The organism is Aeromicrobium halocynthiae, from assembly GCF_039531385.1.
Lineage (GTDB): Bacteria > Actinomycetota > Actinomycetes > Propionibacteriales > Nocardioidaceae > Aeromicrobium > Aeromicrobium halocynthiae.
Genome location: NZ_BAAAPY010000004.1, coordinates 128127 through 155116, shown reverse-complemented (window position 1 = coordinate 155116; position 26990 = coordinate 128127). Strand labels below are relative to the sequence as shown.

The window sequence follows — 26990 nt, the reverse complement described above, 5'->3', positions numbered from 1 at the left end:
CTCGACGACGGCGAACGGGGCCCGGTCCTGGACCGGGCCCCGCACACGCACCTCGCGACAGGGGATCACCCCCGGCGACTCACTGGATGCGGTAGTCCGAGACCGCCGAGCCGAGCCCGGTCGACGGGCCGGGCGTCAGGAACTGCTCGTACCGTGCGTCGTCGTCGACGTAGCGCTTCAACCACGCGAGCGTGTACGTCGCGATCGTCGTGTTGGAGGTGTTCGGCGCGAAGTGGCTCGCCCCCCGTAGCTCGAGGTAGGCGCGACGCTCGGCGTTCGTGAGCGAGCCGTAGAACGGGATGGCGTGTGAGCGCGGCGGGGCGACGGAGTCGTTCTGGGCGCCGATCTGCAGGGCGGCCGCCTGGACCTCCGGCCACGTCTTGTCGGTGTTCCAGGGGGTCAGCCCGACGGCCGCCTCGATGGCCGGTCGGGTCTTGGCCGCCTCGAGCGTGCCGCCGCCGCCCATGGAGTGGCCGACGACCGCCTGGCGTGACGGGTCGATGCGCGAACCGACGGTCGAGTCCCCGATCGCCTGGTCGATCGCCGCCAGCAGCTGGGTGCCGCGGGCACGCGGCTGGTCGTAGCGCGAGTTGGTGTCGAAGGTGATGACGACGAACCCGAAGGAGGCGAGGCGCGGGCCGAGCCACCGGATCGTGGACTCGCTCGCCGTGTAGCCGGGCGAGACGGCCACGACGCCGAACGTGCCGTCGGCCGCGCTCGTCGGGTAGTGGATCGTTCCCCCGCCGAAGCCTCGCGCGGCGAGCCGCGAGATCGACTTCGTGCTCACCGCGTACGGACCACGACTCGCCTCGATGCTGCTGTTCGTCGGGTCGGGTCCGCGCTCGTAGCCGTTCTCGGCTGCGGCCGAGGTCGCCGGCGCCAGCAGCCCGACGCCGAGTACGACGGCGGCGATCCCCGCGCCGATCGTCCTGATGATCTTCATGCTGTCCTCCGATCGTGGGGGGAGGATCCGTCGACGACGTCGACCACTGGCGCGGCGGTCCCCCCGATGGTCCGCTCGACGCCCCGACCGTGACCCCTGCCACGGCCCTCGGAGCGTAGGTCGGCACACCGCCGGAGCACCAGGGTCCGGTTCGAACGTGAGACGCCGTCTCAGCCGGTCGTGAGCTGCTCGAGGACGGCGCGCGCCGCCTGCTCGGTCACCGTGTCCCGCACCTCGCGACCTACGAAGACGTCCGCGAACATGCCGGACTCGACGACCCTCACGTACACGTGTGCCGCCTCGTGGAGACGTTCGGCCGGACCCAGGCCGGCCCGTTCGAGGATCCGTCGTTGGGCGGTGACGGCGCGCTGGTGGACACCGTCGGCGCCGAAGACGATGCGTGCCACCGTGTCCGGCTCGGCGCGGACGAAGGTGCCGTACGGCTCGAAGGTCGACAACGCGGCGGTGTAGCGACGCGTCACGTCGAGCACCCACTCCAGTCCGTCGCCGTGGGCGTCGTGGACGCATCGCTCCAGCAGGTCGCGGACGAGGGTCCAGGTGACCTCCGTCAGCACCCGGTCCCTGCTTCCCACCACGCGGTAGAGCGTCGCCCGACTCACGGCGAGCCGGGTCGCGAGCTCGTCCATGTCGAGTCCTCCCGTGCGCACCAGGATGCGGCGGGCCTGCACGACGGCGTCACCCAGCGTCACCACCCGAGCACTGCGCATGCCCTCGAGCATGGCGCGGACGTCGTCGAGGCGCCACCGGCGCGCCGCGGCCCTATCCTGTCAGGGTGGGAGCGATGGCCGACAAGGCGCAGGAGGCGGGTCGGCGCGCCGACCACAGCCAGGCGCTGGAGGCGGGCATCCGGTTCGGCCACGTCGTCTACGGCGTCGTGCACCTCACCTTCGCGTGGCTCGCCCTGCAGCTCGCGCTCGGGGACAGCTCGGGCGAGGCCAGCGGCAGCGGCGCGGTCCAGGAGCTGGCCGGCCAGCCGCTCGGCGAGATCGTCCTGTGGTCGATCGCCGTCGGCATGGCGTTGCTCGTCCTCTGGCGGTTGCTCGACGCTGTGCGCGGGCACTGGGGGGACGACGGTGCGACGCTGTGGCGCAAGCGTGCGGCGGACGTCGTCATGGCGGGCGTCTACGCGACCCTGGCGTACACGGCCGTCTCCACGGTGATCGGTGCGTCGTCCGGGTCCGGTGAGCAGACGTCGCGCTCGGTCACCGCTCGGGTCATGGAGCTTCCCGGTGGGCAGGTCCTGGTGGGTGCTGTCGGTGTCGTCGTCATCGCCCTCGCAGGCGCCCTGGCATGGCGAGGAGTCACCCGGTCCTTCATGGAGCGCTTCGACGCCGACGGGCGGCAGGGCCAGGACTCCCGTGCCTACCGGGTGCTCGGCACGGTGGGGTACGTGGCCAAGGGAGGGACCCTCGCGATCGTCGGCGCGCTCTTCGTCGTCTCGGCTGCACGCCACCAGCCGTCACAGACCGGAGGGACCGACACGGCCCTGCGAGAGCTCCTCGACCAGCCCTTCGGTCCGTACCTCCTCGGGGCGATGGCCGTCGGGATCGGTGCCTACGGTCTCTTCTGCTTCGCGCGGGCCCGGCACCTGTCGCGCTGACGTGGCGCCTCGACGCGGGGGCGAATGAGTCGGCCTGTAAGCCGGATTCTGTCCCACCCGCGTGGGGTGGGGGCGACCATCCATCTGGGACGCCCATCGCTGGACGCCTCTGTGCGACCCACCTGCCGACGTCGGACGAGCAGCCCGTCGGCATCTTGGTCTTGCTCCCGGTGGGGTTTACCGAGCCACCGCCGTCACCGGCGGCGCTGGTGAGCTCTTACCTCACCGTTTCACCCTTGCCCGCACCCGCGCGCGTGGCGCGGGCCGCTGGCGGTCTGTTCTCTGTGGCACTGTCCCGCACGTCACCGTGGGTGGCTGTTGGCCACCACCGTGCTCTACGGAGTCCGGACTTTCCTCGGCGGTGCGACCCGCCGCGGCCGCCCGGCCGACTCATTCGCCCACCCATCATGGAGGTCGGGGCACCGGTCCTGCAACCGAGGGGACCGACGGACCACCTGCGTGCCGGTCCGTGACGTCAGTACGATGCCGGTCATGGGCGAGCCGCACGGGACCAGCACGTCGCCCCCTGCGTCGTCGACGGAGTCACCTTCGGGGTCGCCCGTCGAGCCTGGCCTGCTCATGCTCCCGCGACCCGTGGTCTACGCGATCGTCAACCACGGCTTCGACGCCTCCCGCGCATTGGCGACCGTGAGCGAGGACGAGGGGCTCACCGTCGTCATGGAGCAGGACGTCGCCGACGACGACGGCCTCGTGTACGAGTTCGTCGGTGCGTGGATCACGATCGAGCAGCAGACAGCCCTCGACGCCGTCGGCATCACCGCCCGCCTGAGCACCCTCCTCGCCGACGCCGGGATCGCCTGCAACGTCCTCGCCGGCTTCCACCACGACCACCTCGTCGTCCCGTGGGACGAACGTCACGAGGCGATGCAGCGCCTGCGTGCGCTACAGTCGGCACCCGAAAGGGAGTAGTCCCCAACAGCTGCGTCGACACACTGATCCCTCGATCCGGTGCAGCGGGCCAGAGATCTCTGGCGGACGAGACTTTCGACCGCACTGTCATTGGACGTGTCCGGTCGAGGTCTCGGTAGGTACGCGCCCCTCGTCCGGACGGAACGAGGAGCCCCATCGTGTTGTCGGCCCTGGTGCTGAGCACCGTCGTCATCTTCGTCGCCGAGCTCGGCGACAAGAGCCAGCTGATGGCCATGACGTTCGCGACGCGGTACCGCGCGCGGGACGTCCTCATCGGCATCACGATCGCGACGGCCGTCGTCCACCTGCTCTCCGTCGGGATCGGCTTCTGGATCGGCGAGGCGTTCTCGCAGTACCAGGGCTGGATCACGCTCGTCGCCGGTGTGGCCTTCCTGGCCTTCGCGGCGTGGACGCTACGTGGCGACGAGCTGACCGAGGACGAGGCCGCCAAGGCCCGCCGCAGCAGCGGGCGTGCCCTGGTCGCGGTGACGGCCGCGTTCTTCCTGGCCGAGCTGGGCGACAAGACGATGCTCGCGACCATCACGCTCGCCACCCAGAACGACTGGGTCGGCGTCTGGATCGGCAGCACGATCGGCATGGTCGCGGCCGACGCGCTGGCGATCGTCGTGGGCGCCGTGATGGGCAAGCGTCTGCCCGAGAAGGTCATCCGGTACGGCGCGGCGGCGGCCTTCCTCGTCTTCGCGATCATCCTGATCGTCGAGGGCGCACTGATGATCTGAGGTCGTCCGCGGTCGATCGCGGACGACCGACGACCGTGGCCTAGTCTCGTGCGGTGCTTATCGTGCTGCCACCCTCGGAGGGCAAGACCGTGCCGACCTCGGGCGCCCCGCTCGACCTCGACGTCCTCGGCTCACCGGCGCTGAACCCGACGAGGAGGCAGCTCATCGGGGCCCTGCAGCGGGTCTGCCGTGGACGCACCGACCGTGCGATGGACAGGCTCGGGCTCGGGGCCACGCAGGCGGACGCCGTGGAACGCAACGCCACCCTCGAGGAGCAGCCGTGCGGCCGCGCCGACGAGGTCTACACCGGCGTCCTGTACGCCGCATGGGATCCGGCGCGGCGCAGCGAGGCCGCTCGGCAGCGGGCCGAGACCTCGGTGGCCGTCTGCTCGGCGCTGTTCGGGCTGGTCCGCCCGGGCGACCCGATCCCCGCCTACCGCCTGTCGGCGTCGGTGACGCTGCCCCGCCTCGGCACCATGGCCAGCCGCTGGCGGCCCGTGCTCGGACCCGAGCTGGAGCGCCGCGTCGGCGACGGGCTGCTCGTCGACCTCCGCTCCGGAGCCTACGTCGCCCTCCACAAGCCGACCGGTGACCTCGCCGCCCGGACGGCCACCGTTCGCGTGCTGTCAGAGCGCGACGGCACGCGCACCGTCGTCAGCCACTTCAACAAGGCGACGAAGGGGCACCTCGTCCGGGCCCTGCTGGAGGACGGCGCCGACCCGGCCTCGCCGGCCGAGCTGGCCACGGCCCTGCGCGACCTCGGGTGGACGGTCGAGCAGGACGGCACCCGACTCGACGTCGTCGTCACCGACGTCCCTCACGGCTGAGTCCCGGCGAGTCCGGCGCGCCCCGTCGTCAGGACGAGAAGCCGGCAGGTCCCTCGGGCACGACCGAGAAGCCCTGCAGCGACGGGACGTCGTCAGGCCACCAGGTGATGGTGGTCAGGCTCGCCGGAGCGAGCTCCATGGCGTGGATCGTCCGCATCGGAGCGCCAAGCGCCTCCCGCACGAGCATCTTGATCGGTGTCACGTGACTGACCAGCAGCACGGTGCGCCCTGCGTGCTCGCGCACGATCCGTCGGCGCGCCTCCACGGCACGGTCGTGGACGGCGTCGAACGTCTCACCGCCGGGAGGAGCGACGGACGTGGAGGCGAGCCACGCCTGCAGCTCGTCGGGCCAACGCTCCATGATCTCGGCGAACGAGTGCCCGTCCCACTGTCCGAAGGCCGTCTCGGCGATCCCGGGCTCGTGGCTCACCTCGAGGCCGAGCCGGTCGGCGACGATCCCGGCACTCTGGCGCGTCCGGGCCAACGGTGAGGCGATGACGACGTCGACGTCCTCGTTGCGCGCGATCCAGTCCGCCGCGCGCTCGGCCTGCCGCCGTCCCTCGTCGTTGAGGTCGGGATCGGCGCCTCCGGAGCCGCAGAAGAGCTTGCGGACGGTGCGATCGGTGACGCCATGGCGCAGCAGGACGAGCCGTGTGGGGTCACCGTGCTGCGGTCCGCGCCAGCCCAGGAGGGGGTTGGTGCCTGCCGACGACGTGAGCCCGGGCGCAGGCGCATCGGCAGGCTCGGGAACGCCCGACGTCACAGACCGGACTCGGGGGTGCGGACGAGGATGCGGCTGCACTCCGGGCAGCGCAGGACGGCATCCTCCGGTCGGGTCGCGATCTCGCGCAGGTCGGCGCTGTTCAGCTCGAGCCGGCACCCCTCGCACCGACGGGCCCGCAGGGCTGCGGCGCCGAGGCCGCCGTACTGGGCTCGCACCTTGTCGTAGAGGCTGACCAGCTCGTCGGGGACCCGCGCGAGCACGAGCTCTCGGTCGGCCCGTGCCGCCTCCACGTGCTCGTCGATCTCGGCGATCGCCGCGTCGCGAGCCTGCTCGACCTGGCTCAGCTCCTCGCGCAGGGCCTCGAGGTCGGCGGTGATGACGCGCAAGGCCGTCTGTGCCTCCTCGAGCTGCTCCATCACCTCGAGCTCCTCGTCCTCCAGGGTGCCGATGCGTCGCTCGAGGGCGACGAGCTCGTGCTGGAGGCTGGAGAGGTCCTTGGGGTTGCTGATGGCGCCGGAGTTCAACCGCTCCTCGTCACGCGCCCGGCGGGCCTTGACCTGCTCGACCTCCGCGTCCGCCTTCGACTGCGCCCGCTCGAGGTCCGAGACCACGGTCGCGGCCTCGACCCGGTTGCCGTTGACCTGGGTGATCTGCTCGGTGAGCTCGGCGATGCGCGCGTGCTCGGGCAGGGTCTTGTGGCGGTGCGCGAGCCGGGCGAGGACGGAGTCCTGCGCCTGCAGGTCGAGCAGGGCGTTCTGGGCGGCGGGGTCGGCGTTCAGGGGGTGCTCCTCAGTCGGCGGTGCTGATCAGTGGGCGATGAGGGCCATCGTCCACGGGTCGGTGACGATGGTCGAGACGCGGGTCTCCACCGTATCCCCCAGGGCGGCCGCGACCTCGCGGGCGGCGACCGGCAACCACGTCCACTCCGCGGCCCAGTGCGGCACGTCGACGACGGCGCACGCGCCGGGCCTCTCACGGTGCTCGCTGACGGGGTGGTGGCGCAGGTCGGACGTGACGTACACGTCGGCGCCGGCCGCGTCGGCGCGCGAGAGCAGGAAGTCCCCCGAACCGCCGCACAGGGCGACCGTGCGCACGGTCGAGGCGGGGTCGCCGGCGACCCGGGTGGCGCTGCGGTGGGCGGGCAGGGCTCGCACGACGTGGTCGGCGAAGTCCGCGAGGGTCATCGACTCGGCCAGCGTCCCGACGCGCCCGCTTCCGCGTCGACGACCTCCGGGATCGATCTCGACGACCTGGTGAGCCACCTCCTCGTACGGGTGGGCCGTGCGCATGGCGGCACGCACTCGCTCGCGGACCGCCCGGGCGGCCACCATCTCCACGCGGACCTCCGCGACCTCCTCGACCTGACCGACGGCACCGATCGCCGGCACGGCGCCCTCGCGGGGACGGAACGAGCCAGTTCCCTCGGAACGGAAGAACACGCGGTCGTAGTCGCCGATCGCGCCGGCGCCCGCGTCGTGCATCGCGGCGGCCACGGCGGTGGCCTCAGCGGTCGGGACGTAGACCACCCAGCCGTCGACGGCGTCGACGTCCGCCTCGAGCGGCGCCAGGTCCTGCAGGCCGAGAGCCAGCGCCATGGACTCCGAGACACCGAGCGGCGGACTGTCGGCGTTGGTGTGGCAGGTGTGCAGGGCGATCCCGTGGCTGATGAGGTCGTGGACCACGCGTCCCTTGGGGGTGGTGGCCGCGACCGACGTGACGCCCTTGAGGTGCAGGGGGTGGTGGGTGACGACCAGGTCGGCACCCCACTCGATCGCCTCCTCGACGACGGCCCGCACCGGGTCGACGGCGAAGAGGATGCGCGAGACCGCGGCGTCCGGGTCCCCGGCGACCGTGCCGACGGCGTCCCAGTCGTCGGCCCACCGGGGGTCGTAGAGGCGATCCAGGACGGAGACGGTCTCACGCAGCGTGGGCATGCAGGCAGCCTAGATGTCCGCGGTGGCGCTCAGCCGACCGCTGCGAGCGCGAACGGCAGCACCGCGTCGGCTCCGTGGCGTCGCAGCTCTCGGGCCGCGACCGTGAGCGTCCAGCGGGAGTCGACGAGGTCGTCGACGAGCAGCACCGGGCCGGCCGTCGCGGCCAACGCCTCGCCGAGCCCGGCCCCGACGTCGAAGCGTCCCCAGACGGCGGCGAGGCGGAAGGCGCTGTTGCCGCCCGCCGTCTCCTCCGGAGCACCGGGGACGACGTCCAGGCTGCCGAGCAGGGGGAGCCGACCGAGCCGGGCGATGCCGGCGGCGAGCGAGCCGACGAGCTGCGGACGCCGCACGGACGGCACCTGCACGACGCCGGTGGGACGCTCGGCCCAGTCCCAGTCGCGCAGGACCCGCACGACCGCGCCCAGGAGCGCCTCGTCGACCTCGACGTCCTCGGCCCCGGTGGCGAAGACCTCACGGAGCCGGCCGCCCCACCCGAGGTCGGTGAGCCGAGCCACCACGCGTCCGGTCTCGAACCGCTCGGCAGGCGCGACCTTGCCGCGCACCTCCACGCCGAGCCGGTCCGCACCCGTGGGCCACATGCCCCGTGGCTCGATGGGCACGCCGACGGTGTCGAGCGCGCCGGACGCCTGCTGCGCGGCCTGGGCAGGGACGTCGGTCGGGTACCAGGGACCGGCGCACACGTCGCAGCGTCCGCAGGGCTGCGCCGAAGGGTCGTCGAGCTCACGCTGGAGCAGCTCCATGCGGCACGACTCCCCTCGTTCGTAGGCGAGCATCGCGTCGGCCTCGCGGCGACGCGCCTCGGCGATGCGCTCGTAGCGCTCGGCGTCGTAGGTCCAGGCCTCGCCGGTCGCGACCCAGCCGCCCTGGACTCGTCGCACGGCACCGTCGACGTCGAGGACCTTGAGCAGCAGCTCCAGCGGCGTGCGGCGCAGGTCGACGCGCGCCTCGAGCGCCGGCACGGACATCGGCTCGGGGCCGAGCACCGACAGCACGGTGTCGGCTCGATGCTGGCTCGGCATCGACGCCGTGGCGAAGTGGTGCCAGATGTCCGGGTCCTCGCGTCCGGGCAGCAGCAGCACGTCCGCGGACTCGGTGGCGCGCCCGGCGCGCCCGACCTGCTGGTAGTAGGCCACCGGTGAGGACGGTGCACCGAGGTGCACCACGAAGCCGAGGTTGGGCTTGTCGAACCCCATGCCGAGCGCACTGGTGGCGACGAGGGCCTTGAGCCGGTCGTCCTTGAGCGCCTGCTCGAGCTCGACGCGCTCGTCGGGGTCGGTGCGTCCGGTGTAGGGACGCACCGCGTAGCCCGCCCCGGTCAGGAACCGCGCGGTGTCCTCGGCCGCGGACACGGTGAGCGTGTAGATGATGCCGCTACCCTGCAGATCGCCCAGGTGCGCAGCGAGCCAGGCGAGACGCTGGCCCGTGGTGGGCAGCTCGAGACAGCCGAGCCGCAAGGACGAACGGGCGAGCGAGCCGCGCAGGGTGAGGACGTCCCCACCCCCGCTGCCGAGCTGCTCCGCCACGTCGGTGACGACGCGCTCGTTCGCGGTGGCGGTGGTGGCCAGCACCGGCACCCCGTCCGGCATCGACTCGATGAGGTGCGCGAGACGGCGGTAGTCGGGACGGAAGTCGTGCCCCCAGTCGGAGATGCAGTGCGCCTCGTCGACGACGAGCAGGCCGATGCGCTCGCGCAGGGCGGGCAGCTGCTCGTCGCGGAAGCGCGGGTTGGTGAGGCGCTCCGGCGAGACGAGCAGGACGTCGACGTCGTCCGCGTCGAGCCGGGCCAGCACCTCGCCCCACTCGTGGGCGTTGGCCGAGCTGATCGAGACGGCCTTGACGCCGGCACGCTCGGCGGCGGCCACCTGGTCGCGCATGAGCGCGATGAGGGGCGAGACCAGCAGCGTCGGTCCGGCACCGCGCTCGCGCAGCAGCGCGGTGGCGATGAAGTACACCGCCGACTTGCCCCACCCGGTGCGCTGGACGACGAGGGCGCGCCGGTGGTCGTCGACGAGGGCCGTGATGGCCTCCAGCTGACCGTCGTGGAACTGCACGTCCTCGCGCGCGGTCAGGCGGCGCAGCGCGTCGACGGCACGATCATCGGTGGTGGCGGCAACCATGCGTCCATCGTGGCAGTCCGCTCCGACACGCGATCCACGGTGCCGCGGGCTCGGCCCGACTCGGTCGGCGGGCGCTCCACGCCCGACGCCTCGGGGACGCGCGGGTCGAGACCGATGTCGGCCCCGGGACCAGATGGCGCGTCGGTGGGCGAAGAGGGGCTCGAACCCCCGACCTTTCGGGTGTAAACCGAACGCTCTGACCAGCTGAGCTATTCGCCCTGGGACGTCGGCACCCTACCGCAGCGACGGCACGGCGAGAGAAGCCACGGCCGCCAGGGTCTCGGGTCCCGGGCGGCCGCAGCACCTCCATGTAAGCGCACCGCGCCGTGCTCGCGCAGCCGATTCGCACAATCGACGTCACCGATCGCCGAGACGGTCCTCCAGACGCTCGACCTTGGCGGTGATCTGGCCCGTGTGACCGGGGCGGATGTCGGCCTTGAGGACGAGCGAGACCCGCGGCGAGGACGCCGCGACGACGTCGACGGCCCGCTTCAGCACCGCCATCACCTCGTCCCACTCCCCCTCGACGTTCGTGAACATCGCGTTCGTCTCGCACGCCAGGCCGGACTCGCGGACGACCCGGACCGCCTCGGCGACCGCGTCGGCGACACCGCCGTCCGCGTCCGCGACGGAGGGGGTGATGCTGAAGGCGACGAGCATCAGGCGAGGTCGGCGAGCGCCGCGCGGTAGGCCGCGAAGTCACGCGCCTCGCCGATGGGGTGCTCGACCTTCCACCGCACGACGCCCTCGGCGTCGATCAGGTACGTGCCCCGCTCGGGCGCACCGGCGTCCTCGTTGAAGATGCCGTAGGCCCGGGAGACCTCGCCGTGCGGCCAGAAGTCGCTCAGCACCGAGAAGGTGAGGCCCTCGGCGTCGGCGAACGCGCGGTTGGAGAAGAAGTGGTCGCAGGAGATCGCGAGCACCTCGACGTCACCGTCCGCGAAGGCCCCGATGTTGTCGCGGATCTCGCACAGCTCGCCAGTGCAGATGCCGCTGAAGGCGAAGGGGAAGAACACCAGGGCGACGTTGCGCCCCCGGAGCTCGCTGAGGACGACGTCCTCGCCGTGCTGGTTCTTCAGGGAGAAGTCTGGGGCCGGGCTACCGATCTCGATGCTCATGCGTCGAAGCGTAGAAGACCCCGGCGTGCGTCGCTGACGGGCGGCACCGGACAGCCGCCCGACGGGTCAGCGCTTGTGGGTGGACAGTCGGGTGGCCGACCAGCCGTCGGAGGCCGAGGACGTGGTGGTCGTGGAGAGGCCGGCGACCGGCGCCGCCTCGGCGATGTCGGCGCTCTGGACGTAGCCCTCGCGACCGACCTTCGGCGTCAGCACCCACACCGACCCGCCCTCGGCGAGGTCCTGCAGGGAGTCGAAGAGAGCGTCGACGAGGTCGCCGTCACCGTCGCGCCACCACATGATCACGCCGTCGACGACGTCGTCGGAGTCACCGTCGAGCAGCTCGCTGCCCGTGACCGCCTCGATCGCTCGCCTGAGCTCGTCGTCAACGTCGTCGTCCCAGCCCAGCTCCTGGATGACGGTGTCGGGCTCGAAGCCCAACCTGGCGGCGTCCAACTCGACTCCTCGGTTCTCGTGTACGTCGGTCCCGGTCTACCGCATGAGCGGTCCCGTGGCTACTCGAAAGTAGCGATTTTCCTACCGGTTCGTAGCCTTCGCAGGCACTTCCCCGGCTCACCCTAGCGAACCTCCCGTGGGAGGATGGGAGGGTCCACAAGACATCTCAGGAGCCGCCACCATGTCATCCGGATCGCACTCACCCGAGCGACCAGCCGTCATCCACGAGGGACTGCCCACCCAGCTCCCCGACATCGACCCCGCCGAGACCTCCGAGTGGGTCGACTCGTTGGACGCGATGATCGACGAGCGCGGACGCGCCCGCGCCCGCTACGTGATGCTGCGACTGCTGGAGCGGGCCCGTGAGCAGAACGTCGGCGTCCCCGCACTGCGCAGCACCGACTTCATCAACACGATCCCGCCCGAGCGCGAGCCGTGGTTCCCCGGCAACGAGGCCATCGAGCGGCGCATCCGCTCCTACATCCGGTGGAACGCGGCGGTGATGGTCTCGCGCGCGAACCGTCCCGGCCTGGGCGTGGGTGGGCACATCGCCACCTACCAGTCCGCGGCGAGCCTCTACGAGGTCGGCTTCAACCACTTCTTCCGTGGCCGCAACCACCCCGGCGGCGGTGACCAGGTGTACATCCAGGGCCACGCCGCGCCCGGGATCTATGCCCGCTCCTACCTCGAGGGTCGCCTCGACGAGGACCAGCTCGACCGCTTCCGCCAGGAGCACTCCCACGGCGCCGGCAAGGGTCTGTCGTCCTACCCCCACCCGCGGCTCATGCCGCAGTACTGGGAGCTGCCGACCGTCTCGATGGGACTCGCGGCGATCAACTCGATCTACCAGGCGCGCTTCAACCGCTACCTGCACCACCGGGGCATCAAGGACACCAGCCAGCAGCACGTCTGGACCTTCCTCGGTGACGGCGAGATGGGCGAGCCGGAGTCCCTCGGCGCGATCGGCGTGGCCGCCCGCGAGGAGCTCGACAACCTCACCTTCGTCGTCAACTGCAACCTCCAGCAGCTCGACGGTCCGGTGCGCGGCAACGGCAAGATCATCCAGGAGCTGGAGTCGACCTTCCGCGGTGCCGGCTGGAACGTCATCAAGGTCGTGTGGGGCCGTGAGTGGGACGACCTCCTCGCCCGTGACACCGACGGCGTCCTCGTCAACCAGATGAACAAGACCCCCGACGGCGAGTTCCAGACGCTGTCGGTGGAGTCCGGCGCCTACAACCGCGACGTCTTCTTCGGTGCCGACCCGCGCCTGAAGAAGATGGTCGAGCACCTGTCGGACGAGCAGATCGAGCGCCTGCCGCGCGGCGGCCACGACTACCGGAAGGTCTACGCCGCGTTCGAGGCGGCCCGCAACCACACCGGCCAGCCGACGGTGATCCTCGCCCACACCATCAAGGGCTGGCTGCTGGAGTCCTTCCAGGGCCGCAACGCCACCCACCAGATGAAGAAGCTCACCAAGGACGACCTCAAGGGCTTCCGCGACCGGCTCAACATCCCCATCTCCGACGAGCAGATCGACGCCGACGACCTCGCGCCGTTCTACCACCCGGGTGCCGACAGCGAGGAGATCCAGTACATGCTGGCCCGTCGCGAGGCACTCGGCGGCTCGCTCCCGCGACGCACCGTCGACCCGACGCCGCTGAAGCTGCCCGAGGAGAAGACCTACGCGGCACTGCGCAAGGGCTCGGGCAAGCAGGAGATCGCCACCACCATGGCGTTCGTGCGGTTGCTGCGCGACCTCATGAAGGACCCCGAGATCGGACAGCGCATCGTCCCGATCGCGCCGGACGAGTACCGCACCTTCGGCATGGACTCGATGTTCCCGTCGGCGAAGATCTACAGCCCGCACGGACAGACCTACCAGGCCGTCGACCGCAAGCTCCTGCTCGCGTACAAGGAGTCGACCTCCGGGCAGCTGCTGCACGAGGGGATCAGCGAGGCCGGCGCCGTCGCCTCGGCCACCGCCGCGGGCAGCGCCTTCTCGATGCACGGCGAGCCGATGATCCCGATGTACATCTTCTACTCGATGTTCGGGTTCCAGCGCACCGCCGACTCCATCTGGGCGATGGCCGACCAGCTGGCGCGCGGCTTCCTGATCGGGGCCACGGCCGGACGGACCACCCTGACCGGCGAGGGCCTGCAGCACGCCGACGGCCACTCCCCCCTGCTGGCCCAGACGAACCCGGCCGTCGTGCACTACGACCCGGCGTGGGGCTTCGAGATCGCGCACATCGTGCGCGAGGGCCTGCGCCGCATGTACGGCACCTCCGACGAGCACCCGCACGGCGAGGACGTCATCTACTACCTCACCGTCTACAACGAGCCCGTCGTGCAGCCCGGCGAGCCCGACGACCTCGACGTGGAGGGGCTGCTCAAGGGCGCCTACCCGTTCCGGGCCGCGCCGTCGGGGCAGCACCGCTCTCGTGTCATGGCCTCCGGCGTCGCCCTGCCGTGGGCGCTGAAGGCCCAGCAGATCCTGGCCGACGAGTACGACGTCGCCGTCGACGTGTGGTCGGTCACCTCCTGGAACGAGATGGCGCGCGACGCGGTCGACGTCGAGCGGTGGAACTTCAACCACCCGGGCGAGCAGCGGCGCACCCCGTGGGTCACCGAGCGCCTCGGTGCCGACGACGCCGCCGTGACCGTGGCGGTCAGCGACTACATGCGCGCCGTCCCCGACCAGATCTCCCGCTGGGTCCCGGGCCACTGGCAGTCCCTCGGCACCGACGGCTTCGGCTTTGCCGACACGCGGGCCGCGGCACGCCGGGTCTTCCAGGTCGACGCGGAGTCGATCGTCGTCGCGGTGCTGCAGTCCCTCGCCGAGCAGGGACTCCTCGACGCCTCCATCGCCCGCGACGCCTTCGACGGCCTGCGGGTCGACGACCCCACGGCCACGCTGGGCGTCAAGCAGGAGGGCGGCGACGCCTGAGCCCGTCCTCCCGGCGCGCGGTACGCCGTGGTGCCGGGAGGGCGAGGCGTCTCAGCGAACTCACAGTCCCTGGGTCCTAGGATGTCGGTCATGCTTCGCTGGCCCTACACGTTCGCCGTCGCGGTCACCGTCGCGATCACCGCGACCGCGATCGGCTCCGCGCTGTACCTGGACCTGCCGCTGAAGGACCCCGAGGGCTTCCTGGGGCCCGCCTACGTGCGCCTCCCGCTGCTGGCGCTGATGTTCTTCGCCGCCGGCATCGTCCCGGCGGCGATCCGACGGACGGGCATCAAGCGGTTGCCGGCCGGGATCTCCGAGGCGGTGCGCGAGGAGTGGTCCCTCAAGCGCGTCGGGTACATCGCCACCGGTCTGATCACGTTCTACGCCTGCTACGTCAGCTACCGCAACCTCAAGAGCTATCTGCCGGTCTTCCGCGACAACGTGCTCTACGACCACCTGCTGGTCGACATGGACTACTGGATGGCGTTCGGGCAGAACCCGGCCGTCCTCATGCACCGGTGGATGGGCACCGACGTCATGGCCGAGATCCTCTCCTTCGCCTACATCGCCTACCTGCCGCTGATCCCGATCACGCTCGGCGCCTTCCTCGTCCTGAACCGCGACCTCTCGATCGGCGCCTGGTACGCCACGGCGCTGAGCCTGAACTGGGTGCTCGGCACGCTGTCCTACTACGCCCTGCCCACCGTCGGCCCGGCCTTCTGGCAGCCACAGCTGTTCACCGACCTGAGCACGACCGACGTCACGGCGTTGCAACGCTCGCTGTTCCGCAACCGCGTCGACGTCCTCGCCGACCCGTGGGCCAGCGAGCGCATCCACGGCGTCGCCGGCTTCGCGTCGCTGCACACGTCGGTGACCTTCGCCGCAGCACTCTTCATGTCCCGCACCGGTCAGCGCCTGGTGATCCGGATCGCCGCCTGGGTCTTCTTCCTGCTCACCATCACCGCCACGATCTACTTCGGCTGGCACTACATCGCCGACGTCATCGGCGGCGTGGTCATCGGGTGGATGTCGGTCTCGCTCGGCGCGTGGGCCAGCGGCAACCGTGGACGACGACGGCGGTGGGGACTGACCCGCGCCGACAGCGACGTCGACGAGCCCGACGCTCAGCCCGCGACGGTGACCGTTGGCGAGTCCGCCGACGGGGCCGAGTCCAGGGCCGGCTGAGCCCCACGCCGCAGCATCGCGCGCCACGTGGCGCGGCGGTACGTCGCAGGCTCGTGGCTCGCGACGAACTCGAGCAGGATGCGCACGACGTCGTCGGGCCGGTCCCGGTGCGGGAAGTGTCCGGCCCCGGGCAGCACGTGCACGTCGGACCACTTCTGGTCGCGAGCGACCTGGGCGTGGCTGACGGGGATCACGAGGTCGTCCGCACCCCAGATGACCAGGACCGGGACGATCGTGGCGAGGTAGGTGCGGTCGGTCATGGTGATGTACTGCCCACGCCAGTCCATGACGTGGCCGGTCACGCGCTGCACGGCCCGCCGGGTGGCGGGGTCGGCCATGCTCTCGTAGATCCGCGCCACCTCGCCGAGGTCGCGCGTGGCGGTGAGCCGGCTGCGGGACAGGCCGCGCAGCCCGCCGGCCACGAGGCGGCGCCACGGACGCCGGGTGGCGAGCGAGATCGCCGAGCCGCTCCCCGGGACGGTCAGGAACCGGATCAGCGGGGTGACCTCGCGACCGAGGCCGCCGGCGGAGACGAGGACGATGCGCTCCGTGCGGTCGGGGAACTGGTAGGCGAACTGCATCGCGACGCCACCGCCGAGGCTGTGTCCGGCGACCGTCACCTTGTCGATCCCGAGGATCGTCAGCAGGTCGCGCATCCCGTTGGCGTAGCCGCCGAGGGAGTAGTCGGCGTCGGGCTTGGCGGAGGCCCCGTGCCCGAGGAGGTCCGGCGCGATGACCGTGAAGTGCTCGGCGAGCGGGGCGATCACCCGGTCCCAGGTCGAGGAGTCGCACCCGAGTCCGTGCAGCAGCAGCAGCGCCGGCCCCGACCCCGTCATCCGGTAGGCGCGACGGTACCCGTGCACCGTCACGTACTGGAGGTCGTCGCCGTCGCTCATCGGCCCAGCGTAGGCCGTCGTCGGGGCCATGGTGCGCGAACCGTCCCCTCGCGCGCGACCGTGTGGCTCACACCCCCGGCGGAGGGCGTCGCTGCGAGCCCCGGCGTCGGGCCGGACCGGTAGCATGTCGACGTGCCCACCGCCGCCCAGATCAGGGCCTCCCTGACCGACGTCCTCGTCGCCGTCGTCGACTGCGACGCCGAGGAGGTCGTCGACGAGGCGCTGCTCGTCGACCTCGGGGTGGACTCCATCGCGCTGGTCGAGGTCGCCGACGAGCTCGGCCGTCGGCACGACACCTACCTGCCGGACGACGTCGTGAACGAGCTGCGCACCGTGGCCGACGCGGTGGCCGCGGTCCTGGAACCGGGCTCTCGTCGTCCCGGGGCGGCGACGACGCTGCACCACCCTGCCCCCGAGCCTCGCGACCCCCATGCCGCCCAGCGCGCCAGTGCGATGAGCAAGTTGGCCGGCGTGTTCGTGGTGCTCGGGGCGCTCGTGGGGGTCCTGCTCGGGCTCGGCGGCGCCGCCCTCGTCGCGGCGACGGGCATCGGCGGCGTCGACCTCCCGCCCATCTCGGCACCGGCCGAGACCACGCCGACCCCCCCGCCCACCGAGCCGTCCCCGAGCCCGGAGCCCACCGAGGAGCCCGAGGACGAGGAGGACGACGAGCCCACGTTCGACGTCTCGAGCAACCAGGTCGCCCCCGGACAACGGTTCGAGCTGACCGGGCAGTTCCCCGGCCTCGCCCCCGGGGAGGTCCTGCAGGTCCAGGCACGCGAGGGCGACGCCGACTGGGAGGACTTCCCCGTCACCGCGGTCACCGGTCCCGACGGCACCTACCGGACCAACGTGTTCACGTCGAGGACCGGCCCACGGGACTTCCGCATGCTGCACCGGGCCTCCGACACCGCCACGGAGCCCCAGACCGTCACCATCGGCTGAGGCTCGCCCGTAGGCGCGGCGGCCGCCATCAGATGACCGCGATCAGATGACCTGGTGCAGCCAGCGCACCGCAGCGCCGTCGCCGGCGTGGCGGAACGGCTCCAGCTCGGCGTCCCACGCCACGCCCAGCAACCCGTCGAGCGCCTCGTCCATGGCGATCTCGCCACGCGCGCACTTGACCCTGAACGCCTTGATGCGGTCCTCCGGGATCAGGACGTCGCCGTGCAGACCGGTGAGGGCGTGGAAGATCCCCAGGCTGGGCGTGTAGGAGAAGCGGGCTCCCTCCGACGAGGCCGTCGGCTCCTCGGTGACCTCGAACCGCACGCGCTCCCACCCTCGCATCGCCGACGCGAGCGATGCGGCCGACCCTGCCGGCGCCTGCCACGACAGCTCGGCGCGGTAGGTCCCGGTCTCGACGGGCTGGCTGGACCACTCGAGGTCGACCGAGCCGCCGAGGACGTTGCTGATGGCCCACTCGATGTGCGGGCACACCGCAGAGGGCGCGGAGTGGACATACAGAACTCCACGGGTGGGGATGCTCATCGGTGCCTCCTTGGTCGAGAATCCGCCTTCCCCAGCGTCCTCGCGAGGCACGTACGAGCAGCGTGTGCGCCGTGCTGGCCCGAGTCTAGCCCCACGGACGTCCGCGAACCAGCATTCGGCCGTGAACGGTGTGACGATGGGTGGGTGACCCACGACATCCAGGACGTGCCCGAGGCCTCACGGTTCGAGATCCGTCTCGACGGCGAGCTCGCCGGGTGGGTGGACTACCGCGAGCACGACGGCGAGTACGCCCTCCCCCACACGCGGGTCCTCCCGCAGTTCGGGGGGCGAGGGGTCGGCAGCGAGCTCGTCGTCGCGGCGTTGCGCTCGATCGGCGAGCGGGGCGGCACCGTGCTGCCGTACTGCCCCTTCGTCCCGAAGGTCATGCGCGACCACCCCGAGCTGATCGACCTCGTCCCCGCGGACCGTCGAGGCGAGTTCGGCCTCTGATCGCCGCGGGTCCTCCTGCCGAGGTCAGCCGACCCGGACCACCTCGATGCCGCGACCGGCCCACAGCTCGGCGATCTCGTCGCGGTCCTCCCACGCCCGTTGCACCACGTACCCGTCGGCCTCGAGCCGATCGAGCATCTCGGCCTTCACCACGTGGTCGGGGCGGTAGTCCCCGACGACCCTCATGACCAGCTCGTCGTAGGCGACCTCGTGCGCGACCAGCCAGTCGAGGGTGAGGTCGCGCCAGACGAACTCGCGTGACGTCACCACAAGGACCGCGAGGCCCGACGCGTGCGCCTCCCGGACCGCCGTGAGCACCTCGGCGTCGGCCGGGGCGTCGGCCGACGCCGCATGGAAGGCCGCGTAGTCTTTCTCCGGTCCAGAGACGTGGTGCTCGATGTCGCGCACGTCGACGAGCGTCCCGTCGAGGTCGACGATCACGGCGCGGGTCATGGGACCAGTCTGGCGTGGCGGGCCCCTCGGCGCGAGGGTCGGGCGACACTCCGGCAACTCGGTGACGGAGAATGGACCAGCCGTCGGTCGCCCCGCCCCGCTCCGTACCGGCGCCGACACCCGCACGAGACGTCCACACGATCCACGAGGCAGCCGATGAGCACCTGGCGCAGGTCCCTCGCGACCACCGTCGAGTCCCGCACCGCACAGTTCGCCGTCATGGGCGTCATCGTCGTCAACGCGGTCGTCCTGGGCCTGCAGACCACCGACTGGGGCCGCCGTGACGCTCCCGCCACCTGGTTGGCGGCCGTCGACGTCGCGTGCCTCACCGTCTTCGTGGTCGAGCTCGCCCTCAAGATGGTCGCGCACGGACGAGGGTTCTTCCGATCGGGGTGGAACGTCTTCGACCTGGCGGTCGTCTCCATCGCCCTCGTGCCGGCCTCGGAGGGCCTCGCCGTCCTGCGAGCGCTGCGGGCACTACGGATCCTCCGGCTCATCTCTGCCGCACCCCAGCTGCGCTTCGTCGTCGGCGCGCTCGGCTCGGCGATCCCGGGCATGGCGTCCATCGGCGCTCTGCTGATGCTCATCTTCTACGTCGGGGCCGTCATGGCCACCACGATGTTCGGGGGCACGTTCCCGGAGTGGTTCGGCAGCCTCGGGGGCTCGGCCTACAGCCTGTTCCAGATCATGACGCTCGAGAGCTGGTCGATGGGCATCGTGCGGCCGGTCATGGAGGTCCACCCGTGGGCGTGGGCGTTCTTCGTGCCGTTCATCCTCGTGAGTGCCTTCACGGTGCTCAACCTGTTCATCGCGGTCATCGTCGACTCCATGACGCAGCTGCGGGCGCACGGCACGCAGGAGGAGCCGGTCGTCGAGGCGACGCTGAACGACGTGCAGGCCTCGGTCGCAGCCCTCGAGCGCCAGGTGGCCGAGCTGACTCGGGCGCTGCGGACCGAGCGTGAGTCCCGCCGCGAGGTCGACCTCGATCCCGACGGGGGACCGACGAGCTAGCCCCGACCCGCCGCGGTCGGCTCGAGCGCCTCGACCAGGGCGGCGAGCCCGTCGACGCCCACGACGTCGCGGCCGACGAGCGGCACCTCCTGCACGTCGCGGCCGGACAGCCCGTCGACCAGCACCGCCAGCTGGTCGCGCTCACGATCGCGGCGACGAGCGAGGACCTCCCCCGCGTCGGCGGGCGAGCGACGGTTGACGACGACGGCACCCAGCGGGATGGACAGGCGGTCGAGCGCCGCGACGAGCTCGAGCGTCTCGGCCACGGGGAGCCGCTCGGCCACCGTGACCGCGACGAAGGCGGTGAGGTCGGCGTCGGCGACGGTGTCGCGCAGCAGCGCGAACCGACGTCGTCGTCGGTGCAGCACGCGACGCAGCTCCGCGTCGCGGTCGACGTCCGCGTCACCGCCACCGAGACCCCGCACGGCTGCCCCGAAGCGGTCGGCCCGGTCACGGTTGGCCAGCAGGCCGTCCGCCCAGGAGGTGAGCTGCTCGGGCAGCGCCAGCAGGCGCAGCGTGTGCCCGGTGGGCGCCGTGTCGACGACGACGAGGTCGTACTCCGCCAGGCCGAGCTCGACGAGCTCGGCGAGCCGCTCCAGCACGGCCGACTCGTGCGTCCCGGGGGCCGTCCGCGCGTGCCGCAGGTGCTCGCGGGCAGGTCCGTGCATGCGTTCGGGCAGCATCGCGAGCATCGTGGCCTCCACCGCCGCGAGGTGCCGCTCGACCGTCTCCTCGGGGTCGATCTCGACGGCGTGGAGGCCTCCTTGGTCGAGGTCGACCACCGGCGTCGGCTCGGCACCGACGGGCTGGTCCCACAGGTGGGCGAGGTTGTGGGCCGGGTCGGAGGAGACCAGGAGGACGCGCGCCCCGCACCGGGCCCGGTGCAGTGCGACGGCCGAGGCGATGGACGTCTTGCCCACGCCGCCCTTGCCGCCGACGAGGAGGACCCGCCGGCGCGCGGCGAGTCTCAGCAGCATCCGACGTGCTCCAGCGGCGAGCGGTCCAGGCCCAGCCGTCGGTGCCAGGCGTGGAACTCCGGGTAGACGGCCGGCAGCAGCTCCAGGGAGTGGTAGGCGGCCGGGTCGGGCACGCCGAGTGCGTCGGCGAGCACGACCATCATGAAGTGGTCGTCCTCGTCGCGCTTGGCCCGCGCGAGCGTCCGGCGGTACGGGGCGTGGTAGAACTCCGACAGGCCGTCGACGAACGCCGACCAGCGCCGACACGGCTCGTCGCGCCGGCCCCGACCGTCAGGACCTGTCGACGAGCTCGGCATCCTCGCTCTCCCCTGCGCGCGCCGAGCGCATGCTCAGCACCGCCTCGAAGGCCACCCAGACGGCGGCGACGACGATGACCAGGTCGAGCCCGAGCAGCAGCCAGTCCTGCGCGTCGTACAGGTTGCCCAGCTGAACGATGGCCGCGTAGAACGCCATCGTGAAGACCAGGGCGAGCGGGACGAGCGCCGGCCATGCGTTGCGACCCTTGCGCATCAGCATGACGGCGACGATGGACAGCGTGAGCGACGCGAGCAGCTGGTTGGTGGTGCCGAACAACGGCCAGATGCGCATGCCGCCTTCGCCGCCGGCGCCCTGGCTGAAGGTGAGCCCGAGACCGAGGATCAGCACGATGGCCGTGGCGACGCTCTTGCTGACGTTCACCTTCAGCAGCTCGCCGCCCTCCTGGACGACGAAGCGCAGCAGACGCACCGCGGTGTCCATCGTGGTGGCGGCGAACAGCACGGCCATCGTGGCGAGGATCGTGGCGCTGAGCGAGGCCGGCAAGCCGAGCCCACCCTCGACGATCGCACCACCGCCGTCGACGAAGGCCCCGACGCCCCCGTTGCCGAAGGCGCTGTAGACCTCCTCCCACTCGGCGACGGTGCGGAAGCCGGCCGTGGCGGCGATGATCGCGCCGAGGGCGAGGAGTCCCTCGCCGACCGCGCCGAAGTAGCCAACGAAGCGTGCGTCGGTCTCCTTGTCGAGCTGCTTGGAGGACGTGCCCGAGGACACCATGCCGTGGAAGCCGGAGATCGCGCCGCACGCGATCGTCACGAACAACAGCGGCACCAGGCCGGGCGTGCCGTCGGGCACGTTGCCGTTGAAGGCGGGGGCGACGACGGTGGGGGCGCTGAACAGCACGGCCGCGTACAGGATGCCGAGCCCGATGAACAGCTGGACGCCGTTGATGTAGTCGCGCGGCTGCAGCAGCACCCACACCGGCAGGACGGAGGCGATGCCCGCGTACAGGAACAGCGCCACGATCCAGAACGTCGCCGGCGACATCCCGAGCGTGGACTCGGGGAGCTCGATCGGGTACCGGTCTCCGAGCAGGATCAGCGAGTAGAGTGCCGTGACGCCGATGACCGTGGTGAGCAGCAGGTTCATCCGCCAGCGGTAGATCATCTGCCCGACCACGGCGGCAACGGCGATCGCGCCCCAGGCCGGGATCACCGACGACGGCGTCCCGATCAGCAGGTCCGTGATGACCACGGCGAAGGCCGCGATGACCATGAGCAGCAGCAGGAAGATGACCACGAGGAAGAGGTTGCGCCCGCGCGGCCCGATGTATCGACCCGAGAGCGTGCCGATCGACTGTCCACGGTTGCGCGCGGAGGCCCACAGTGCGCCGAGGTCGTGCATGCCGGCGAAGAACACGGTGCCGACGGTGACCCACAGGAAGGCAGGCAGCCAGCCCCAGATGACGGCGATGCCCGGCCCGACGATGGGCGCGGCGCCGGCCACCGAGGTGAAGTGGTGGCCCCACAGCACGAACTTGTTGGTGGGGACGTAGTCGACCCCGTCGCTGAGCTCGTGCGCGGGCGTCGTGTGCGCCGCGTCGAGCTGGTAGACCCGCTCGGAGAGGTACTTGGAGTAGACCAGGTACCCGGCGGTGAAGATGGCCAGTCCGATGACCAGCAGGACGAGCGAGTTCATGGCAGCCCCTTGCCCCTCGGTGTCGTGGAACGCAGTCGCCCCTCTCGTGAAGAGGCGGGTTCCAGTATGCCTCGTCCTGTGAGCGCAGTCACACCCTGGGTGCTAGACGGATGCGACGAGTGGGGCGGGTGGGGCTCGATCCCCCAAGCACTGCGCTGCGCTCCGTGCAGGGGGTACCCCCACCCAAGGGGTTCTCGCGCTCAGCACACGGTCCCGCTGGACACCCCTCGTCCCTCGGGGCGCCCAGCACGACCGTGGGGCGGGTGGGGCTCGAACCCACGACCCAAGGATTATGAGTCCTCTGCTCTGACCGGCTGAGCTACCGCCCCGGACCGGGTCAGACTACTGCTCGCCGGCTCGCTGCTCGGCGCGGTACCAGGCGACGAGGGCGTTCGCGTGGCCGTGGCCCAGGCCGTGGTCCGACTTCAGCCGGGCTACTGCCTGGCCGTGCGCATCCTCGGGGTGCTCGGCGATGACGTCGAGCCAGTGCTGGATCGGCTGACCGTAGGTGCGCTCGATCGACGGAAAGTACGACGCCGGTCCCTTCGCGGGCCACGATCGCTCCTCCATGCGTGCAGCCTAGGCCCATGACGGATGTCATGGGTGACTCATGACGATCGGCGATGGCGCGCGGGACGGACGCGCATCGACGATGAGGACATGAGCACCGCGACGACCGCTGCCCTCGAGCTCCGAGACCTCACCAAGACCTTCTCCACCCGGGAGCGCGATTCGGTCCGCGCCGTCGACGGCATCGACCTGCTGGTGCAGCCGGGCGAGATCGTCGCGCTCCTCGGACCGAACGGCGCAGGCAAGACCACGACCCTCGACATGGTCCTCGGCCTGACCGAGCCGACCGGTGGCTCGGTGCGTGTCCACGGCCAGGCTCCGCGCAGGGCGATCGCGGACGGTCGCGTCTCCGCCGTCCTGCAGACCGGAGGCCTGCTCCGCGACCTCACGGTGGCCGAGACGGTCCGCATGATCGCCTCGACCTACGCGACCCACCGCGGGGTGCAGGGGGTGCTCGCCCAGGCCGACCTCGCCACCGTGGCCGACCGACGCGTCGCGAAGTGCTCCGGCGGGGAGCAGCAACGGCTCCGCTACGCCCTCGCGCTGCTGCCGGATCCTGACCTCATCGTCCTCGACGAGCCCACCGCCGGCATGGACGTCACCTCGCGCCGGTCGTTCTGGAGCACGATGCGCGCCGACGCCGACGCCGGCCGCACCGTCGTGTTCGCCACCCACTACCTCGAGGAGGCCGACGCCTTCGCCCAGCGCATCGTGATGATGGCCGGTGGACGAGTCGTCGCCGACGGCACCACCCACGACATCCGGGCCCAGGCGAGCGGACGGGTCGTGAGCGCAACCTGCGACGACCCCGTCACGACGGCGAGACGGGTGCGGGCGCACCCGGCCGCCCTCGACGTCGGGCTGGAGGGAGACCGCATCACCGTGCACTCCAGCGATTCCGACAGCGTCGCCCGGCTGCTCCTGACCGAGCTCGACGCGAGAGACCTCGAGATCTCCTCCGGATCGCTGGAGTCGGCCTTCCTGCAGATCACCGCAGCCCCGGAGCAGGAGGACGGCCGATGAACACCACCTACGCCCGGCTGGAGCTCCTGCGGACCCTGCGCGACTACGTCAGCCTGCTGTTCATCGTCGCGCTGCCCGCCTTCTTCTACCTGATCTTCGGCGCGGCCCAGGACTTCGGCGACGCACGCCTGGGCGACGGCAACGTGACGATGTACATCATGATCTCCATGGCGAGCTACGGCGCCGTCGTGGCCACCTCGGGACTGGGCGGGATGTCCGCGGTCGAACGCATGCAGGGTTGGGGCCGCCAGCTCGGCCTCACCCCGATGTCGGACGGGCAGTACGTCGCCGTCAAGGCGGTCGTCGCCGTCTCGATCGCGACGGCGCCCGTCGCCGTCATCTACGTCCTCGGCGCGGCGACCGGGGCGGAGGCGACTGCTGCGGGCTGGGTCCTGAGTGCCGTGGTGGTCATCGTCGGGTCCACACTCTTCGCCCTGTGGGGCCTCGCCTTCGGGCTGGCGTTCCGCTCCGAGGCCGCGGTCAGCGCCGCGAGCGGATCGATCGTCGCCCTCGGGTTCTTCGGCAACCTGTTCGTGCCGCTGTCCGGGACGCTCCTGGAGATCGCCCGCTTCACACCCCTCTACGGGTACGCCGGGCTGGCGCGCTACCCGGTCACCGGTGGCGAGGTCGCGAACACGTCGGGCGGGCCGCCCGGGCACGACGCGCTGTGGACACTGGCCCTTAACGTGGGGGCGTGGACACTGATCATGGCGGTCGTCACGGTGCTCCTCGTGCGGCGGGGACGGGGTCGCCAGTGACCGCCGCATCCCTGGAGACCCAGGCCGCGGTCGAGCCCGGGCCGGCCTCGGTCACCGCGTCCGACGCCGGCGCACGGGACCCGTGGGAGCGCTGGGGCTGGGTCATGGGCGCCATCTGGCTCGTCTTCCTCGGCTTTCCCCTCCGCGAGGTCGCCCAGGTCGCGGCACCCGGTCCGGTGAAGGCGGCTGCGGCCACCGCGATCGTCGTGTTCGCTGCCGTCTACGTCGCCGGACTGTGGGGCATGGACCGTCGCTCGGGCCCGGCCGACGTCCACCGGTTCTCCACCCGCGTGCTCGTGCTCCTGCTGCTGATCGCCGTGGTCCCCGCGTGGGTCATCGGCGTCGAGGCGCTCGGACTGATGGCGTTCGTGGTGTCCTTCGCGATGTTCGGGCTGTCCCTGCGTGCCGCCGCGGCCGTCAGCGCCCTGGCGCTGCTCGTCACCGCCCTGACTCCCGTCGTGGCTGGGTCCGCAGAGGAACACTGGTTCTTCACGGTCATCGTCGGCCTAGTGCTCGTCTCCACCGCCATGGTCAGGGTCCTGGAAGAGCGGGGCGCCGAGCACCGGGCCATGGCTCGGCACGTCGACCTCGTCTCCGAGCGCGAGCGCGTGGCTCGCGACGTCCACGACGTCCTCGGGCACAGCCTCACCGTCATCACGGTCAAGTCCGAGCTGGCGCAGCGGCTCGTCGAGGACGACCCTGCGCGCGCGAAGGCGGAGCTCGACGACATCCGCCGGCTCACCCGCACGGCGCTCGCCGAGATTCGCGCGACGGTGGCGGGCCTGCGCGTGGCGCGGCTCGACGAGGAGCTGACGGCGGCATCGGTCGCCCTCCACGGGGCCGGGCTCGCCGCCGACCTCCCCGAGGATCCCGAGGTGGCCGACCCCCGCCACCGGATCCTGCTCGCCTGGGTCCTGCGCGAGGCCGTCACGAACGTCGTCCGACACAGCGGGGCGCGACACTGCGTGATCCACCTCGGGTCCACCTCGCTCGTCGTGACCGACGACGGGGCCGGGCTCGGCGACGCGAGTGAGGGCAACGGACTAAGAGGCATCCGCGAGCGGGTCGCCGCCGCGGGCGGCCGGCTCGTCGTCGGCCCGGGTGATCTGGTCGAGGGCGCGCGCGGCGTCGGCACACGGGTGGAGGTGACGCTGTGACGATCCGGCTGCTGCTCGCCGACGACCAGGCGCTGGTCCGCGGTGCACTCGCGGCACTGCTCGCCCTCGAGGACGACCTCGAGGTCGTGGCGCAGGTCGGCCGGGGCGACGAGGTCGTCGAGGCTGCGCGGACGTCTCGCGCCGATGTCTGTCTTCTCGACATCGAGATGCCAGGGCTCGACGGGCTCGCCGTCGCCGCCTCGCTGCACGAGGCAGGCATCGGATGTCGCTCGTTGATCGTCACCACCTTCGGCCGACCCGGCTACCTGCGCAAGGCACTGGAGTCCGGTGCCAGCGGCTTCGTCGTCAAGGACACACCGGCCACCGAGCTGGCCGACGCCGTGCGGCGGGTCCACGCCGGGTTGCGGGTGGTCGACCCGGCCCTGGCTGCGGAGTCGCTCGCCGGAGCCGCGAACCCCCTGACCGACCGCGAGCGCGACGTCCTGCGAGAGGCCCTGGGCGGGGCGTCGGTGAGCGACATCGCCGCCCGGGTCCACCTGTCGGGAGGCACGGTCCGCAACCATCTCTCCTCGGCGATGGGCAAGCTGGGCGGGTCCACCCGGGTGGAAGCGGCGCATGCAGCGGAGCGCCAAGGCTGGCTCTGACCCCGAGTCGCACGTCACACGTGCGGGTCGTCACACCGCGAAACGATGGTCAGAGCCTCGGAAGACCTCTATGGTCGTCCAGGCTTCAACCA

29 protein-coding genes, 2 tRNA genes and 1 other RNA gene are annotated in these 26990 nt (G+C 71.5%); 13 read left to right on the top strand and 19 right to left on the bottom strand.

Annotated features, from left to right (window positions below; all coding sequences use genetic code 11):
* Positions 1-79 precede the first annotated feature (79 nt).
* Together ABD213_RS07830 and ABD213_RS07825 are read right to left on the bottom strand one after the other, a co-directional pair.
* The gene (locus ABD213_RS07830) at positions 80-943 is read right to left on the bottom strand and encodes an alpha/beta hydrolase family protein (RefSeq protein WP_344326621.1); all 864 of its coding nucleotides are present in this window, start codon (positions 941-943) and stop codon (positions 80-82) included.
* Between the two features lie 170 nt (positions 944-1113).
* Positions 1114-1671 carry a TetR/AcrR family transcriptional regulator gene (locus ABD213_RS07825; RefSeq protein WP_344326619.1) on the bottom strand — a complete coding sequence of 186 codons (558 nt, stop codon included), beginning with the start codon at positions 1669-1671 and terminating at the stop codon, positions 1114-1116.
* A 74-nt stretch (positions 1672-1745) separates the two neighbouring features.
* Here ABD213_RS07825 and ABD213_RS07820 point away from each other — a divergent pair, with 74 nt between their 5' ends.
* A complete protein-coding gene (locus tag ABD213_RS07820) occupies positions 1746-2564 on the top strand; it encodes a DUF1206 domain-containing protein (RefSeq protein WP_344326866.1) in 819 nt (272 codons plus the stop codon).
* A 21-nt stretch (positions 2565-2585) separates the two neighbouring features.
* Here the strand turns inward: ABD213_RS07820 and rnpB are convergent.
* An RNA gene (gene rnpB, locus ABD213_RS07815) (RNase P RNA component class A) lies at positions 2586-2957 on the bottom strand.
* A 186-nt stretch (positions 2958-3143) separates the two neighbouring features.
* Here rnpB and ABD213_RS07810 point away from each other — a divergent pair.
* The 3 genes from ABD213_RS07810 (at position 3144) to ABD213_RS07800 (ending at position 5061) form a co-directional block, all read left to right on the top strand.
* Positions 3144-3494 (top strand): ACT domain-containing protein, encoded by a 351-nt coding sequence (locus ABD213_RS07810; RefSeq protein ID WP_344326617.1) that lies wholly within the window; start codon positions 3144-3146, stop codon positions 3492-3494.
* A 158-nt stretch (positions 3495-3652) separates the two neighbouring features.
* On the top strand, positions 3653-4234 hold the full coding sequence (locus ABD213_RS07805; RefSeq protein ID WP_344326614.1) for a TMEM165/GDT1 family protein: 582 nt from the start codon (positions 3653-3655) through the stop codon (positions 4232-4234).
* A 53-nt stretch (positions 4235-4287) separates the two neighbouring features.
* The gene (locus tag ABD213_RS07800; RefSeq protein WP_344326612.1) at positions 4288-5061 is read left to right on the top strand and encodes a YaaA family protein; all 774 of its coding nucleotides are present in this window, start codon (positions 4288-4290) and stop codon (positions 5059-5061) included.
* Positions 5062-5089: 28 nt separating this feature from the next.
* Here ABD213_RS07800 and ABD213_RS07795 read toward each other — a convergent pair whose 3' ends face one another.
* From ABD213_RS07795 to ABD213_RS07760, 8 genes are all read right to left on the bottom strand, one after another.
* Positions 5090-5824, bottom strand: coding sequence for a histidine phosphatase family protein (locus ABD213_RS07795; RefSeq protein ID WP_344326610.1), 735 nt, complete (start codon positions 5822-5824; stop codon positions 5090-5092).
* Positions 5821-6525: a zinc ribbon domain-containing protein gene (locus ABD213_RS07790; protein ID WP_425546033.1), complete on the bottom strand. Its 705-nt coding sequence runs from the start codon at positions 6523-6525 to the stop codon at positions 5821-5823. Before ABD213_RS07790 ends, ABD213_RS07795 begins: the two co-directional genes overlap by 4 nt.
* A gap of 66 nt (positions 6526-6591) precedes the next feature.
* Positions 6592-7719: a Nif3-like dinuclear metal center hexameric protein gene (locus ABD213_RS07785; protein WP_344326606.1), complete on the bottom strand. Its 1128-nt coding sequence runs from the start codon at positions 7717-7719 to the stop codon at positions 6592-6594.
* 29 nt (positions 7720-7748) lie between these two features.
* Positions 7749-9857, bottom strand: a complete 2109-nt coding sequence (locus ABD213_RS07780; RefSeq protein ID WP_344326603.1) for a RecQ family ATP-dependent DNA helicase — start codon at positions 9855-9857, stop codon at positions 7749-7751.
* 145 nt (positions 9858-10002) lie between these two features.
* Positions 10003-10076, bottom strand: a tRNA-Val gene (locus ABD213_RS07775).
* 138 nt (positions 10077-10214) lie between these two features.
* Positions 10215-10517, bottom strand: coding sequence for a thiamine-binding protein (locus tag ABD213_RS07770; RefSeq protein ID WP_344326600.1), 303 nt, complete (start codon positions 10515-10517; stop codon positions 10215-10217).
* Positions 10517-10975, bottom strand: coding sequence for a peroxiredoxin (locus ABD213_RS07765; RefSeq protein ID WP_344326598.1), 459 nt, complete (start codon positions 10973-10975; stop codon positions 10517-10519). The genes ABD213_RS07770 and ABD213_RS07765 overlap by 1 nt, the downstream gene beginning before the upstream one ends.
* 66 nt (positions 10976-11041) lie before the next feature.
* Entirely contained in the window at positions 11042-11428 is a 387-nt protein-coding gene (locus tag ABD213_RS07760) for a DUF3052 domain-containing protein (protein WP_344326596.1), read from the bottom strand.
* A gap of 181 nt (positions 11429-11609) precedes the next feature.
* Between ABD213_RS07760 and aceE the strand changes: the two genes are divergently transcribed.
* Together aceE and ABD213_RS07750 are read left to right on the top strand one after the other, a co-directional pair.
* The gene (gene aceE, locus ABD213_RS07755) at positions 11610-14375 is read left to right on the top strand and encodes a pyruvate dehydrogenase (acetyl-transferring), homodimeric type (RefSeq protein WP_344326594.1); all 2766 of its coding nucleotides are present in this window, start codon (positions 11610-11612) and stop codon (positions 14373-14375) included.
* A 90-nt stretch (positions 14376-14465) separates the two neighbouring features.
* Positions 14466-15560, top strand: coding sequence for a phosphatase PAP2 family protein (locus ABD213_RS07750; protein WP_344326591.1), 1095 nt, complete (start codon positions 14466-14468; stop codon positions 15558-15560).
* On the opposite strand, the gene ABD213_RS07745 is transcribed toward ABD213_RS07750, so the two are convergent.
* Entirely contained in the window at positions 15500-16456 is a 957-nt protein-coding gene (locus tag ABD213_RS07745; protein ID WP_344326589.1) for an alpha/beta fold hydrolase, read from the bottom strand. The two genes, ABD213_RS07750 and ABD213_RS07745, sit on opposite strands and share 61 nt — an antisense overlap.
* A 132-nt stretch (positions 16457-16588) precedes the next feature.
* Between ABD213_RS07745 and ABD213_RS07740 the strand changes: the two genes are divergently transcribed.
* Positions 16589-17398, top strand: a complete 810-nt coding sequence (locus ABD213_RS07740; protein WP_344326587.1) for an acyl carrier protein — start codon at positions 16589-16591, stop codon at positions 17396-17398.
* A 42-nt stretch (positions 17399-17440) separates the two neighbouring features.
* Here ABD213_RS07740 and ABD213_RS07735 read toward each other — a convergent pair whose 3' ends face one another.
* On the bottom strand, positions 17441-17941 hold the full coding sequence (locus ABD213_RS07735) for a DUF3145 domain-containing protein (protein WP_425546030.1): 501 nt from the start codon (positions 17939-17941) through the stop codon (positions 17441-17443).
* 144 nt (positions 17942-18085) lie between these two features.
* Between ABD213_RS07735 and ABD213_RS07730 the strand changes: the two genes are divergently transcribed.
* Positions 18086-18391 carry a GNAT family N-acetyltransferase gene (locus ABD213_RS07730; RefSeq protein ID WP_344326585.1) on the top strand — a complete coding sequence of 102 codons (306 nt, stop codon included), beginning with the start codon at positions 18086-18088 and terminating at the stop codon, positions 18389-18391.
* Positions 18392-18415: 24 nt separating this feature from the next.
* Here ABD213_RS07730 and ABD213_RS07725 read toward each other — a convergent pair whose 3' ends face one another.
* On the bottom strand, positions 18416-18844 hold the full coding sequence (locus ABD213_RS07725) for a phosphatase domain-containing protein (RefSeq protein ID WP_344326583.1): 429 nt from the start codon (positions 18842-18844) through the stop codon (positions 18416-18418).
* 156 nt (positions 18845-19000) lie between these two features.
* Between ABD213_RS07725 and ABD213_RS07720 the strand changes: the two genes are divergently transcribed.
* Positions 19001-19855, top strand: coding sequence for an ion transporter (locus ABD213_RS07720; RefSeq protein ID WP_344326580.1), 855 nt, complete (start codon positions 19001-19003; stop codon positions 19853-19855).
* Here the strand turns inward: ABD213_RS07720 and ABD213_RS07715 are convergent.
* The 5 genes from ABD213_RS07715 to ABD213_RS07695 form a co-directional block, all read right to left on the bottom strand.
* A complete protein-coding gene (locus ABD213_RS07715) occupies positions 19852-20832 on the bottom strand; it encodes an ArsA family ATPase (RefSeq protein ID WP_344326578.1) in 981 nt (326 codons plus the stop codon). The two genes, ABD213_RS07720 and ABD213_RS07715, sit on opposite strands and share 4 nt — an antisense overlap.
* Complete coding sequence (locus ABD213_RS07710; protein ID WP_344326576.1) at positions 20823-21128, bottom strand: cory-CC-star protein; 306 nt, start codon at positions 21126-21128, stop codon at positions 20823-20825. Before ABD213_RS07710 ends, ABD213_RS07715 begins: the two co-directional genes overlap by 10 nt.
* The gene (locus ABD213_RS07705) at positions 21103-22785 is read right to left on the bottom strand and encodes a carbon starvation CstA family protein (RefSeq protein ID WP_344326574.1); all 1683 of its coding nucleotides are present in this window, start codon (positions 22783-22785) and stop codon (positions 21103-21105) included. The genes ABD213_RS07710 and ABD213_RS07705 overlap by 26 nt, the downstream gene beginning before the upstream one ends.
* Before the next feature lie 255 nt (positions 22786-23040).
* A tRNA-Ile gene (locus ABD213_RS07700) sits at positions 23041-23114 on the bottom strand.
* 13 nt (positions 23115-23127) lie between these two features.
* Positions 23128-23355 (bottom strand): DUF4287 domain-containing protein, encoded by a 228-nt coding sequence (locus ABD213_RS07695; protein ID WP_344326572.1) that lies wholly within the window; start codon positions 23353-23355, stop codon positions 23128-23130.
* Between the two features lie 90 nt (positions 23356-23445).
* On the opposite strand from ABD213_RS07695, the gene ABD213_RS07690 reads away from it, so the two are divergent.
* Genes ABD213_RS07690 through ABD213_RS07675 form a run of 4 tightly spaced genes read left to right on the top strand, consistent with a single transcriptional unit; the run spans position 23446 to position 26898 of the window.
* Positions 23446-24378 (top strand): ABC transporter ATP-binding protein, encoded by a 933-nt coding sequence (locus ABD213_RS07690; RefSeq protein ID WP_344326570.1) that lies wholly within the window; start codon positions 23446-23448, stop codon positions 24376-24378.
* Entirely contained in the window at positions 24375-25136 is a 762-nt protein-coding gene (locus tag ABD213_RS07685; RefSeq protein ID WP_344326567.1) for an ABC transporter permease, read from the top strand. Before ABD213_RS07690 ends, ABD213_RS07685 begins: the two co-directional genes overlap by 4 nt.
* On the top strand, positions 25133-26293 hold the full coding sequence (locus ABD213_RS07680) for a sensor histidine kinase (protein ID WP_344326565.1): 1161 nt from the start codon (positions 25133-25135) through the stop codon (positions 26291-26293). The genes ABD213_RS07685 and ABD213_RS07680 overlap by 4 nt, the downstream gene beginning before the upstream one ends.
* Positions 26290-26898 carry a response regulator transcription factor gene (locus ABD213_RS07675; RefSeq protein ID WP_344326563.1) on the top strand — a complete coding sequence of 203 codons (609 nt, stop codon included), beginning with the start codon at positions 26290-26292 and terminating at the stop codon, positions 26896-26898. The genes ABD213_RS07680 and ABD213_RS07675 overlap by 4 nt, the downstream gene beginning before the upstream one ends.
* The last annotated feature ends 92 nt before the right edge of the window (positions 26899-26990 follow it).